Annotated in this window: 11 protein-coding genes and 2 pseudogenes; 4 read left to right on the top strand and 9 right to left on the bottom strand. The window is 41.7% G+C overall.

The genetic code is table 11. The features are described from left to right. Positions 1 to 23: 23 nt before the first annotated feature. Positions 24 to 1031 (top strand): CAP domain-containing protein, encoded by a 1008-nt coding sequence (locus ICI50_RS09130; protein WP_188891574.1) that lies wholly within the window; start codon positions 24 to 26, stop codon positions 1029 to 1031. A gap of 270 nt (positions 1032 to 1301) precedes the next feature. Here ICI50_RS09130 and ICI50_RS09135 read toward each other — a convergent pair whose 3' ends face one another. The 8 genes and pseudogenes from ICI50_RS09135 to ICI50_RS09170 all read right to left on the bottom strand — a co-directional run bounded on the left by ICI50_RS09135 (position 1302) and on the right by ICI50_RS09170 (position 10059). Further along, a complete protein-coding gene (locus ICI50_RS09135) occupies positions 1302 to 2627 on the bottom strand; it encodes an RNA-guided endonuclease InsQ/TnpB family protein (protein ID WP_188891536.1) in 1326 nt (441 codons plus the stop codon). A gap of 29 nt (positions 2628 to 2656) precedes the next feature. Further along, the gene (locus tag ICI50_RS09140; RefSeq protein ID WP_188891575.1) at positions 2657 to 3265 is read right to left on the bottom strand and encodes an IS607 family transposase; all 609 of its coding nucleotides are present in this window, start codon (positions 3263 to 3265) and stop codon (positions 2657 to 2659) included. Positions 3266 to 3533: 268 nt separating this feature from the next. Continuing rightward, complete coding sequence (locus ICI50_RS09145; RefSeq protein ID WP_188891576.1) at positions 3534 to 4484, bottom strand: C40 family peptidase; 951 nt, start codon at positions 4482 to 4484, stop codon at positions 3534 to 3536. Positions 4485 to 4641: 157 nt separating this feature from the next. Further along, positions 4642 to 5424, bottom strand: coding sequence for a C40 family peptidase (locus tag ICI50_RS09150; protein ID WP_188891577.1), 783 nt, complete (start codon positions 5422 to 5424; stop codon positions 4642 to 4644). A 183-nt stretch (positions 5425 to 5607) separates the two neighbouring features. Next, positions 5608 to 6996: pseudogene (locus tag ICI50_RS09155) on the bottom strand (ATP-binding protein). Positions 6997 to 7267: 271 nt separating this feature from the next. Continuing rightward, positions 7268 to 8539: an RNA-guided endonuclease InsQ/TnpB family protein gene (locus tag ICI50_RS09160; protein WP_188891578.1), complete on the bottom strand. Its 1272-nt coding sequence runs from the start codon at positions 8537 to 8539 to the stop codon at positions 7268 to 7270. 234 nt (positions 8540 to 8773) lie between these two features. Further along, positions 8774 to 9328: a C40 family peptidase gene (locus tag ICI50_RS09165; protein ID WP_013854769.1), complete on the bottom strand. Its 555-nt coding sequence runs from the start codon at positions 9326 to 9328 to the stop codon at positions 8774 to 8776. Positions 9329 to 9513: 185 nt separating this feature from the next. Continuing rightward, positions 9514 to 10059 carry a guanylate kinase gene (locus ICI50_RS09170; protein WP_188891579.1) on the bottom strand — a complete coding sequence of 182 codons (546 nt, stop codon included), beginning with the start codon at positions 10057 to 10059 and terminating at the stop codon, positions 9514 to 9516. A 95-nt stretch (positions 10060 to 10154) separates the two neighbouring features. Between ICI50_RS09170 and ICI50_RS09175 the strand changes: the two genes are divergently transcribed. Together ICI50_RS09175 and ICI50_RS09180 are read left to right on the top strand one after the other, a co-directional pair. After that, entirely contained in the window at positions 10155 to 10466 is a 312-nt protein-coding gene (locus tag ICI50_RS09175; protein WP_188891580.1) for a DUF2187 family protein, read from the top strand. Between the two features lie 92 nt (positions 10467 to 10558). Beyond that, complete coding sequence (locus ICI50_RS09180; protein ID WP_188891581.1) at positions 10559 to 12070, top strand: O-antigen ligase family protein; 1512 nt, start codon at positions 10559 to 10561, stop codon at positions 12068 to 12070. 54 nt (positions 12071 to 12124) lie between these two features. On the opposite strand, the gene ICI50_RS09185 is transcribed toward ICI50_RS09180, so the two are convergent. Further along, positions 12125 to 12745, bottom strand: a complete 621-nt coding sequence (locus ICI50_RS09185) for an LVIS_2131 family protein (protein ID WP_188891582.1) — start codon at positions 12743 to 12745, stop codon at positions 12125 to 12127. A 108-nt stretch (positions 12746 to 12853) separates the two neighbouring features. On the opposite strand from ICI50_RS09185, the pseudogene nrdI reads away from it, so the two are divergent. Next, positions 12854 to 13299 (top strand): annotated as a pseudogene (gene nrdI / locus ICI50_RS09190) (class Ib ribonucleoside-diphosphate reductase assembly flavoprotein NrdI). The last annotated feature ends 1 nt before the right edge of the window (position 13300 follow it).

The following is a 13300-nucleotide window of genomic DNA, read 5'->3' on the forward strand; positions in this document are numbered from 1 at the left end:
TTAATAGACTGGGGACTAAGAAAATGAAGAGACAGAAGCTGCTAGTCGCGCTAATGGCGTTATGCTGCATGGAAATGAGCGCAACACCGGCTTACGCGGCAAAATATTCCAAAGCAGAATCCAGAGAAGTGCGTCGCTTTCAGCGTAATTACCGTGCTTTAAGCAAGACTCGCTACACGAGAGACGTCATCTACACAGTCGAACCGAACTTCAGCATCCCCTTTTCAGCGGGAGAGCTTGATCCGGATTACATTAGCGCTTCGATGGACTACGTTAATTACTACCGTTCATTAGTGGGACTGCCGCGTGAAGCTAATTACGATAATGACAACCGTAACGCGCAGATCGGGGCCGTAGCTTTAGCTGCCGTTAGTGCGAAGCAAAACCTGAATGTGCATGGACTGCTCGGGTATTTTCGCCCGAACTTTATGAGTGAAGACTCCTGGGACACCGCGGAGATTTCGACTCTAGGCAATGTTAATTTTTTAGAATCAAATAAGGGGACCACTGCTGGTGAAGTCGTCACGGATCTACTGCGTGACAAGAACAATCTTTCTGGCTTTGGCAATGTGGGTCATCGTAGTCTGATCTTATCAACACGCGCCACACGTATGGGGATCGGGGCCGCATATGGTGAGATCAACAATACGCTGTATTCCGTGGAGAACGGGATTTTTTCGGATGATATTTTACGCACACCGGTTAAAGATGAAGTACTTTATCCAGCTAAGAAGGTCTTCCCTTATGAATTGGCTACAGGCAAGACGCCATGGTCCTATTCGACCACCAAGAGTATCACGGGTAGACCGAAGGTGTACATCACTGATCTGACCAAGAACAAGAAGAAGCGTTACGCGGCTAGAGACATCCTCAACTTCGGCAAGGCGTTCTACGGTGATGGCTACTCTACCACGATCACGTATCAGCCTAGCAAGATTAAGCTGGTCAATACCCATAAATATAAGGTAGAGATTGGCAAGCATTGTACGTATACGTTTAGATTTTTTAGAGAAAAGGGTAAATTGAAGTAGGAATGGAATATGGCATTAGTAGTCACTCAAACAGATTTTAGGCAAAACTTTAGATCTTATGTTAGAAAATATTAGGTCAATACAGTCATTTTGCTTCAAATGACCCTATTTTCCTAAGAATGCAACTTTTTTTAGCCAATATCTGCCGTCAACCTTTTTAAAACACTCCGTTTATCTATGATGATAACCGAAGCTATAAGGACAACTTTACAACAGCGTCAACCCAGCTAAAGCCAGCCGCCAAGCTATTTTCGTTTGTCAAGTGGACGCTCAAATGAGAGGCGACCATTTGACTGGATGCAACACTGCATCCGCTATCCCTTCATCTAATGAAAATTTAGGGAATACTTTTCTGCTTATCTGCAAGGCTCCGTTAATATCCGCATTAACCAGTCTGCCGTTATTCGACTGGAACAGCCCACGGTGAATGCGTCTGTTAATCGGGGTTTTGCCTTGTCTTTTACGGCTCTGGTTGCCGTTCTCCCAGCAAGGCTTTTCATGATCCAAAGCACTTGTCTGACTAGTGTAGCTTTCATTAGTTCTAATGACGCTAATGCCAGCTAGGTTGGCTTTATATTGAATCATGTCGATCATGACCTTGTGCGGAATGCCGATAAAGTTTTGATTGTTCTTTCTGCCCATATCGGAACTGCGCTTCCAAGACTTGTTATTGCCGATCACGATCGTGTTTGCACCACAGCTTAGCGCATAATCAACGATGCGCTTGGATGCTTTGTGGGCAAACTGCCGGATCTTGCGATTGCGCCATGCCGTAATTCTGCGCATGGCTTTGGTCTCCCGATAAACTGGCTTCTTTCCCTGCTTGGTATCAACTATGCTTTCAAGCTGATGATACCGAGCCTGCAAAGCTTTTAGCCTTGAACGCTCCTTGTTGTAGTACTGATTAACCGATTTGATGGCCCGGCCATTAACAAGCAAAGGCGCTTTTTGGATATTAGCCACGCAAGCAAAGGCATGGTCTACTCCCGGATCAATACCCATGTAGCGACCGTTATCAGGCAAATAGTCAATATCTCGATTTGTTTTGTATTGCACGATGGCCTTATAACCGCCATAGACCGGCTTAAAAGCTACTCTTTGAATAGCCTTGACCTGCGGTGTTAATTTCAGTTTGAAGCCAAGCTTAGGTATGATTAAATAGTCATCCTTTACTTTGGCGTTTTGATTAGTGACAAAGAAGACATGTCTTTGACCTTTGGCTAAGTACTTAGGCATTCTTGGCCGACCGGTAAATTTGCCGGGGTTGGCTTGATATGCTTTGAGTGCCTTAAGCCAAGCCGACCAGATAGTATTGACTTCTTTCAGAGTCTGTTGGGCGCTTTGAACATAGAATAATGAGTGGTAAAGCATAGATTCACGAGCGCTATAGCGCTTTTTGAATCTTTGGTCTAAATCGCAATAGCCTTTGACGTAATTCCTTTTAAAGAAGCCCTGACGCAGATCATAAAGGGCACGGTTATAAAGATCATGACTGGCATGACTGCACTGATCCAGCTTGCTGTTTCCAGCAACCAGGTATTCGCTGGCTAGATGTTCATATTGAGCCTTGTTTCTAGGCACGATTTTCTTACGCATAGTTTCGCCTCCTTTAAAATATGATTAGTCTACTTAGTCTTTTCCTTTTGATTCAAAGTGGCTTCAAAAAGCTTTCTTTCAGCTCTGCGATGGGAATATTCTCTCATTGAAAAGCAGTGAAGCAGGCTAATGATTTCTTCAAACAATTCCTGCTCATCAGTTTTGGGGTTCATCTCATCTGAAATCACGTCAATTTCAGTACCGTAGTTTTTAAATAAATATTCAAACAGTTCAAAGCCCACCCGACTTAAGCGATCTTTGTGAGTGATAATAACCCGCTTGACCTTGCCTGCTAAGATTAAGTCAAGCATCTTGAAAAACTGCTTGCGGTTCTTGAAAGAAATGCCACTGGCAATATCTTGAAAGCTATCGTTTGCCTGAAAGTCTTTGCTTTGGGCAAAATCAGACAGCCCCTGCATTTGATTAGCCAAATCAGCTTTCTGCTTATAGGTTGAAACTCGGCCATATAAAACGGTCAAGCGTTTGGAATGTTTATTCTTAAGCAAAAAAACGGAATCATCATCAAAATCATATTGACCGGTTGGCAATTTTTTAGCCTCAAGGATTCCTTTTTCACGATAGCGTTTCAGAGTTGAACGACTGATTTGAAGCAAATCCATCACTTTTCCAGCTTTCAAAAGATCATCTCCTTCACTAATATTATATCATATATACTCATAAAGTCATTAAAGCAAGACTAAAAAATAAGCAATCATATCAAGTAATTGCTTATGAAATAATTAAACTAATAATTTATGACTATACCGATTATAAGGTTGGCATAATTTAACTATGATTGTGCGACTTTTTTTAAATATTCTAATACTACCAACATATTAATACTCTGATTAACAAAAAACAGGACCCAGTCATCTTGGCTACATGTCCTGTCTTATTTTTCAAAAATTACAACACTCTCTTCGCAATTGTCGGCTTGTAGTAGCTCGACATCGTTTGCAAGATCGTGCCTTGCTCCGGCGTAGCCGCATTAACATATTGATTATTACCAATGTAAATGGCCACGTGGTAAGGTGCCGTCTCTGAACCCCAGAAAACTAGGTCCCCAGCTTGCAGCTGATCTAGTGGCACAGTCTGACCGACCTTAACTTGATCATAAGTCGTCCGCGGCATGCTGACACCGGCAGCGTGTTGATAAATATACTGTACTAAGCCGGAACAATCAAAGGTATCTGGACCTTCTGCACCCCAGACGTATGGCTTGCCGACTTGTTCTTTAGCTAATGCGACAACAGAAGCAGCCTTACTGGAAGCCTGGACCGATTTGGTTTTAGTCTTCTTGACTGCCGTATTAACAATTTGCTTAGCTTTTTTAACCTTCTTCGCCTTAGCTTCTGCCTTGGCTTTAACAATGTCTTCTTTAGCCTTCTTTTCAGCAGCTTGCGCATTCTTTAAGGCTTGCTGGGCTGCCGTAAGTGAAGTCTTCTTTGGCTTTTTGGCCTTTTTCTTCGTAGCTTTTTTCACCTTCGAAGCTAGGTTAGCGAGTTTATTCTGCTTGGCATTCTCGGCCTTAGCTGAAGCGTCCTTATCAACATCAACCGTATAGCGTGCCTCGATCCATTCACGCGTGCCAACCTTATACCAGAGATTGCCCTTCTTATCAACGGCGGTCTCCGCCACGTTCCAGATGGTGCCATCCTTAGCCCGGTAGCCCATGAACTTGCCATTATTGTAGTTAGTCCAGATATTCAGGCTCTTGCCTGGCAGATAATTAATTTTTACCCGTTTAATCGCAGTAAAGCTAGCTGCTCGAACGGTCTTCAGCGATGTGAGTGCGGAAACGCCCGTCACAGTAAGTGCGGCAGCCGCTCCCAGCTTAAATAATTTATGCTTTGCCATTCTTCAATCCCCTTGTAGCAAAAATAACCTTCCCACTTTTACTACTTTTTTGTCAACGTCTTCATTATCACATTAGTCACAAAAAAGAGCAAACTTGAAAGCTGGTAAAAAAAGAGCGAACCACAAGAGTGATTCGCTACCATAACGATTATATTTTTTAGTTAAGTACACGCTTAGCAACGCTGGGGTAGAAGTAACTACTCAAGGTTTGCTTGATAACACCTTGACCTGGCGTAGCAGCGTGGATGTATTGGTTGTTGCCAACGTAGATGCCTACGTGGTAAGGAGCACTGGCTGAACCCCAGAAGAGCAAGTCGCCTGGTTGCAAGTTGCTCATTGAAACGGTCGTACCTTGCTTAACTTGTGCATAAGTAGTTCTGCCTAACTTAACGCCGGCTGCCTTAGAGTAAACGTATGAGGTAAGGCCGGAACAGTCAAAGCTGTCTTCACCACTAGCACCCCAAGCGTAAGCCTTGCCCAATTGGGCAGAAGCTAATGTTACGACAGCTGAAGCATCGCCAGTTGCTTGAACTGACTTCTTAGCCTTGGCCTTATTGTTTTTCTTCACCACGTTGTTAACATTACTAGTCTTCTTAACAACACGCTTAGCCTTAGGTGAGTTAGCTTGAACAGTGTATTGAGCCAAGATCCATTGGTGTTGACCAACTTGATACCAACTACGGCCCTTCTTGTCAGTTGCTTGACCAATTACAGTCCAGGTGGTGCCATGAGCAGCACGTTGACCAGTGGAGTGGCCGTGATTGTACTTAGTCCAAATGTTCACGCCATAACCTGGAACATAATTGATCTTAACCTTGGTAGTAGCGGCTTGAACCTTAGCAGTAGTTGCATTTGGCTTAATAGCATTAACTGTAGCAACTCCAGTCATGGTTAAAGCGGCGGCTGCAGTAACTTTTACAAAATTACTCTTAATATTCATTCAGCTCTCCTATATGTTTTATACATCTATATCTATTAGATTTTTTATTTTTGGTAACGAAAATGTAGTTTTCAGAAAAATCTTTAAACTTCTTTAAAAGCATTTAACATGTTCTATAATAGTTAGCTTATGTTACAGCGGTGTTACAGAAGTAATACTTTCTTAATAAAAATTGCGAATTGTTTACATATTTTCAAATTTGACCAGCTGACAGCCAATTTCCGTAGCTAATTTTTGACATTCTGCAGTAAAGCCCGTTTTTGAAAAAAGGTAATAGTACTTTTTCGGATAATTAAACAAGTTGCTATTAAAAATCAGCTTCTCTAAAACTTGCTTGCTGATTGGTTCATTGCGCCACTTGCATTCGCCAAAGACGGCAAAACTCGCGTCATCTGCCGAATAGCCTAAGACATCCAGTTCAACTTGCTTGTGCGTCCGTGAATCGGGGCCCCACCAGTTGCCCAACTTAGTAAATGGCATCCGTTCTACGTTGTAATGCTCCCACAGGTAATCCTGAGCTAATTTTTCAAAATCTGGGCCTAAAAAATCACTTAATCTTGGTTCAATTCCGCGCCATGCCTGTTCACTCATCCCTCTTTCAATCAAGGTCAACCTTGCGGGCACGAACCGATACCAGAAGCGATACATCCCATCCCGAATGCAGTAAATCAATTTTTTGCTTTTATTAGGATCTTCGGTAACCGGCACGATTCGTTCGATGATTTCTAACTCAGTCAAGTTATTCAAGTAACTTCTTAATGATGTAGCTTTAATCTTGGTTGCCGTGGCAATCTCATTGAGTCGCGAATGGCCCTGAGCAATCGCAGCAATGATGGAATTGTAATTAGCCGGATCTCGCAATTCTTGCTTAATCAAGTTAGTCGGCTCTTCAAACAAACGCCCATCTTTTTGAAAGAAATTATTAATCACGGCGGCTTTCACGTTGCTTTCGCGAGAAAAGTAATTCAAATATTGGGGAATGCCACCTGAAATAGAGTAAAGGGTAAAAGCCGACTGCTTATCTACTTGGGTGAGCATTTCCTGAGCTTCATGAAAGTTGAAGGGCTCAATTTTTAGCTGCATAGTTCTTCTGCCATAGAGCGGACTTTGATATCCCAGCACCTGTTTTTCCATAAAGGACATTTAAGAACCACATAATATCAGGAATAACTTGGTTTTAAGAAAAACACGATCAATGAATTTTTGCAATAAAGAGCTGAAGCCAGGATATGATTCAGCTAAATAAGGATATTCATCAATGATCCAGACCACTCTCTGCTTAGCGGCAATCTTACCCACTTCTTCTAGCAAATCATTGAAGCTAGGAAAGCTTGCGGTTCCAGTAGAGGTGGGATTTTCAAATTTTAAGACGGCTTAGCTCAAATATTTCAAATTAGAATTAGCATTTTCCTGCATCCCTGTAAAAAAGATGGTTGCTTTATCTTTGACAAATTCAGAAATTAAAGTAGTTTTACCTATTCTCCGTCGTCCATCAATGACTGCAAATTCAAATTCACCTGAGTCATAATGTCGCTCTAATTTAGCTAACTCTTCTTTTCGTCCAATAAACATATCATTACTCCACAGATTATTGTCACGACAATTATTATTACGACAATTATTTTCATAAGCATAATCTTTTATATTTTTAGATGACTTACCACCCATCAAATAGATGGGTGGTCTCTTTATTAGAGCTTTTCTGCGAACAGCCTGACTTTTGCTCTTCATTCAAAAATGTCTGCTCAAATATGCTTAAGCTTTGTGGCTTTTTAATTCCCACCAGAACATAGCGGTCGGCCTATCTTAGCAAGGCTTGGCCCAAGCCTTATCTGTTATTTTCTTAATTTATTGCCCTAGCCAAGATATTCTTGGCGGCATTTTCGTCTCGATCATGATCTGTTTGACAGTAGGGACAAGTCCAGTTTCTGACTGCTAGCCAGTCTCTAGTTTTCATGTGCGCAAACTGCGGATTCTTTCTGCCGCATGCCGAACAGATCCGGCTAGTGTACTGCGGCGCCACTACAATTAATTTCTTGCCATACCACTTGCATTTATACGCTAGCAATCTTCTGAACATTGCCCAAGAAGCATTGGCGATATTGTGCGCCAATTTGTGATTGCCCATGAGATTCTTGACTTTCAAATCCTCAATGGCAATCACATCGTAGCTTTTAACCAGTTCAGTGGTCACTTTCTGCAAGTAATCATATCTGATGTTTCTGATCTTCAGCTGGTACTTGCTTTTGGTCTTTCTCAGCTTCTGCCAATTAGAATAATCATACTTATCAATCTTAGTTTCATGCTCATGATTAAATCTAGCCACTCGCTTCTCAATCGCTGTGCGGTTACGGTCGCAATGACTTTGACGCCTGATCATTTCTTTTTCCAGCTCAAAGGTGTCAGGCACGTTAAAGCGGCGGCCATCACTGGTAACCAGCCATTCTTTGCCTAGCCCAACGTCAATACCGACCTTTTTGCCTGTCTTATTAGACTTAGCGCTGTATTGAGCCAACTGTCGCTTGTTTTTCACCACAGAAAAGCTGATATAGTAGCAGTTTAAGTCCTGCCGGTAGGAAATGACGGCTTTTTGGATTCTAACGTTTTTCAAAGTATTCAAAGAACTAGTTCTCAGCGTAATACCGTTATGCTTGCCGATTCTTAAATGATGAGGGCTAAGCACTTTAATCTGCGCTTGAGCGCCAGCTTTGGTTTGATATTTAACGTTTTTAATCGTTGCTGTCTGTAAATAATATTTACGGCTTTTAAACCTAGGCTTGCCTTGCTTGACCTGCTTTTTAGTTAAAAAGGCCCACATCGCATCGCTAAAGCGCTCGACTGTGAACTGCAAAGAAGTGCTGTTGATTTTCTTAAGCCAGGCATGCTCTTTGCGCATTAAAGGCTGCCAACTCTTCAAGATCCCAATCTTGGGAAACTTAAGCTGAGGATTGGCCTCATAGCGTGCTTCAAAGGTGGCCACAAACTGATTCCAGACAAAACGATTAGCCCCAAACAGCTGCCAAATCCAGGCGATTTCTTCGCCCTCTGGATAAATCCGATATTGTCTAGTGCCAAGCTGAATTTCTTGTTCGGCCAGCTTGGTTTTAAAAGCCATAAATTTCATCTCCTTTTTTTGAAAATAACGACATTATTTGCATATTTAATTTTACCATTGAAAGAATAAATTTAGGCAAAAAAGAAAGCAGGAGAAAGACCAAATTCATCCCCTCATCAATAGATGGGGAGGTATTCTTTGTTCTTTCTCCTGACTGTTTGTTCTTATTGCATAAAAAAAGAGCCGGGCCAACTCGACCCGACTCTCTCAATATCTTAAATAGACAAGCGTTAATTAATCGATCACACGCTTAGCTGCTGATGGGTAGAATGATGCTAAGGTTTGAGTCTTAACATTTTGACCAGGAGCTGGAGCATGAACAAATTTGCCACCGCCGATGTAGATACCTACATGGTAGTTACCCCAGAATAATAAGTCACCCTTCTTAAGCTTCTTAGTTGAAACGGCAACTGATTTACCAAGATTGATTTGTGAATAAGTAGTCCTTGGCAAAGTCTTGTTGATTGCGTTCTTGAAAACGTATGAAGTTAAACCTGAGCAGTCAAATGCTGAAGGACCAGTTGCGCCCCAAACGTAAGGCTTGCCAATTTGCTTCTTAGCAAGCTTAACAACAGCGTTACGCTTCTTGGTTACTGAAGAAGTAGCCGTCTTAACTGTGCCTGCAGCTGGGTTGCTGGTTTCAAGGTCTGCAGTTGAAGCGCTAGAGTTAACTGAAATTTCATCAGCGTGAACAGTAGTAGTTGCTGCTGGAACATTAACGGTTGCAAGACCAGTGAAAAAGATTGATAAAGCTGCGGTGTATTTAACTAAAGTACGTTTAAAACTCAAAACTAATTGTCTCCTTAAGATATATTTTTTTAATTCGTTTAATTTCATTTAATTAAGCTGACCTCGATCAGCTGACGGTTTATATAGTACCGCCCGAATGTTACATAAATGTTTCAAAAAAACTACCATCACGTTAAGAAACCATGTAAATTTTAATGAAATCTGTAAAAAGGAGACAAGCTAGGTTAGCCGCAGAGCTTTGCTACCAAGGCATCAAGCGCTTTCTTTGTTTGAGTAAGATCATCGTTAACTAATACATGCGCGTAATTTTTCAAGTCAGCTGGCAAGAGATTTAATTCACTGCCACTGAGTCTTTCCTGAATCTTTGCCGGATCATCCCCGCGCTTAAGCAGGCGCTCCCGCAATTCATCCTTAGTCGAAGTGGTGACATATAAGAAATATACCTTGTCGCCCAACTGTTTCACATAAGTGTAGACGCCCTTAATATCTACGATTAAAGACACCAAATTGCTCTTCTTCCAAGCTAGATTCAATGCCTCGCGACTCGAACCATACTGATATGACCCATATCTAATGTGTTCAAAGAAATGCAACTTACTAAAGGTCTCATCAGTCTCAAAATGATACGACACGTTTTGCTTTTCACCTAAGCGCATGGGGCGAGTAGTATGCGTGAGCACGCGTGGAATGTTGTATTTTTCAGTTAAATAATCTGAAATTGTCGTCTTGCCGGTACCACTTGGCCCCGCAATTAAAATTATTTTTTCCAAAAGAAAGTCCCCCACTTGAAAATGTTGCTTATATATATTAACATCACAATGTTGCAAATGACTAAGACTTTTTTATTAGAAAGGAAGATATAGCCATGAAAAAAGCAGACGTAAAGGTTGGCGCAATTGTTGACGCTAAATCAGAAGAAGAACTTAAGAAGCAATTCCAAGGCAAGGTTGAAAAAATTTATGAAAACTCCGCTCTGTTAGCAATTACTTCATACGATCCAGTCGATGCTACGGCCATCAGCGACTTGAACAACAAGATCGTGGTTAACTTCAAGAACCTGAAGTCAGCTCGCGCTGCCAAGAACAGCAAGGTTGCTTCAACTAACGAAGTCAAGATCGAAAAGATTGCCAAAGACAAGAAAAAGACCGAAGCTAAATCTTCAAAAAGCAAAAAATAAAAATTAAGCAAAAGAATCGGCGCAATTGTTTACGACGGTTCTTTTTTTGCCTAAAATTATAAAGGAATTGTTCAACTAAGGAGTTTATTTTAATGAGAGAGAAAACACGAACCGTGCTATTCTGGTTCATTCTGATGCAGCCATTCTTGGACCTCTACTGGTTCTACCACGGCAAGCTGGCTGACATGCTGCCGTTCACGCTGCCAACAATCATCCGCATTGCGGCCGTTTTCGTCATCTTCTGCATGTTTTTCAGTCAAAAGCAAAACTGGCAAAAACTAGGCCGTGATAAGTGGCTAATCGTCTACCTCGTCTTGCTGATCGTCTATTCGATCGTGCATTTAATCCACGTAAAAAATTTTAACAGCGTGAATCCGACTGATTATGGCTACTCTACTGTGAGCGAAATTTTTTACCTAATTAGAATGGGCATGCCACTATTAGTGATCTTCTTTACTAAGGAGTTGCACTTCACCAAAGAGCAGTTCCGCTATGTAATCGAGGGCATCAGCGGCCTGTTTTCATTCACGATCGTCATCAGCAACCTCTTCGTGATCTCGCTGAGAAGCTATGAGACTGGACCAATCAGTGCCAATATCTTCGAGTGGTTCTTCAATCCCAATATTGGCTACTCACACATGGCCTCCAAGGGATTCTTCAACTTTGCCAACATGGTCTCAGCCGTGTTCTTCATGCTAGTGCCATTAATGCTTTACTTTTTGTTCAATCACTTCAACTGGAAGACAGTCACCCTGAACGTAGTGCAAGCTCTAGCCATGATCGAACTCGGCACCAAGGTTGCTCTCATCGGCTTAATCGGCGGGGTCATTATCGGGATTCTGCTCTATGCCTTTCATTTATTCATCGTGCGTGATGTAAAAAAGAGCGGCAAAGCACTTCTGATAGCATTGCTAATTGAAGCAGGAGCTTTAGCGATCATCCCCTTTGGTCCAGCTGTTCAGCGTTACAATTATGAAAAATTGCTAGCTCAGCAATCAGACAACAGCCTGACTCAAGCCAAGCAAGAATTGACTAATGGACTAAAAAAATATCCTACTGGCCAAAAACGCAAGGAATTTTTAACGGACTTTATCGCTGAGCATTACCAAGATTATGCTTTAAACAAAAAGTTTATTACGAAGAGTTATCCTTACAAGTACGATCCAGAATTCTGGCTAAAGATTATGAATGAGCCGGGCACCGCGCGGATGCAAAACCGACATGTAGAGCAGGCCATGCTGGATCAAGTGGTAAAAACCAACAATAATGAGCTAGACAAGCTACTCGGGATTTCTTACACGCGTGAGACGAACATCTTTAACCTAGAGCGAGACTTCACCAGCCAGATCTATTCCTTGGGTTGGATTGGGATGCTGCTGTTCATCGGGCCGTATGTCGTGATTATGCTGTATGCTTTATTCAAATGGCTGACAGATAGAAGCAAACGAACTTATCTCATTAGTTCAATGCTTTTGTCAATTGCGTTTATGCTCTTTGCAGCCTTTATGTCAGGCAATGTGATGGACTTTTTAACTGCCAGCTTTATCTTGGCCTTTACTCAAGGGAGTCTATTGGCCGCGGTGAATGAGAAAAAATTATTTTAGACAAAGAAAAACTAGATGACTTTGATGATCATCTAGTTTTTTTAGTATCTTCAATTACTTCTGCTTAATAAAACTACGGTCCGGTACCCGAATCAGGTAATAACGCGTTGCTAAATGTCCCGCGTGCATCCCTACTCCGTTTTGCCAGTTTTTCTTATACACCGCCGTGTAAATCGCTACATAAGCACGCTGAAATTCCTTATCCTTCTTAGCCAATTCTTTCTTCACATAAGGAATCTTCTCGGCGTTCACGTCCAGCGCGGTATTGCCGTACGCGATCGAGGCATAATCGCTAGAAGCCGTAATCTTGCTGCCAGCCTTATAAAAAGTATAGGTCTGCGAACCCATCTTTTTCTTCGCTGAATTAATTGTTACATAGCTCGAATTGCCCATCCCCGTCTTCATAATGAGCGGTTCATACTTCACGCTTGAACTAATTCGACTAGCATCATCTAGATCTGGATTGTCCATAAAGGTCTGAGCGAACATCCAGCCTGTCGCAACCAGCAACACCAGTATTTCTACAGTAGTAATAATAAAATTAGGCCACTTAAATCGCTTGTGGCTCTTGATAATCATCTTAATCCGCCGCTTGCGGATATTTTGGACGATAAAAACTAAATAAAGAATGATGGCGACCCAAATCAAGATTCCAATGATATTCCAGCTAAACATATTTCGTCCTCCTTGCTTTTAATTATAGGTGAAATTTTTCAAAATTTGAATACTTTTTCTTTAGGTGCGAAAATAGTTATAAGTACATTAGATTTATTAGGGAAAAATATGGTAGCAATAGCATTTTATTCAATCACTGGGCAAACTAAGCGTTTCATGGAGAGAACGCAGTTGAAAGCCCATCAGATCAGCGATGCCAACCCTAAGTATGATATGGGACAGAAGTACATTTTAATTGTGCCCGCATATCAAGACTTTATGATGGATTCCGTCGTTGATTTTTTAACGTTTAAAGATAATAAGAAGAATATTATTGGGATCATCGGTTGTGGCAACCGAAACTTCAACGACCTGTTCGCGCAGACCGCCAAGAAAATCGCCGCGACTTTGAATATTCCGATACTGTATCTACTAGAATTTAGCGGTACCGACGAAGATGTCAAGAATGTCCGCAAGATCGTTCACGATCTTTCTAAGGGTGAAAGTACCAAAGAAGTACAAAAACCTAAGGAATTACGTGTAACATTAGCTTCTTAAGTGATTTTAGAGAGTAAG

The sequence above is a fragment of the Lactobacillus kefiranofaciens genome (assembly GCF_014656585.1).
GTDB classification, from domain to species: Bacteria; Bacillota; Bacilli; order Lactobacillales; family Lactobacillaceae; genus Lactobacillus; species Lactobacillus kefiranofaciens.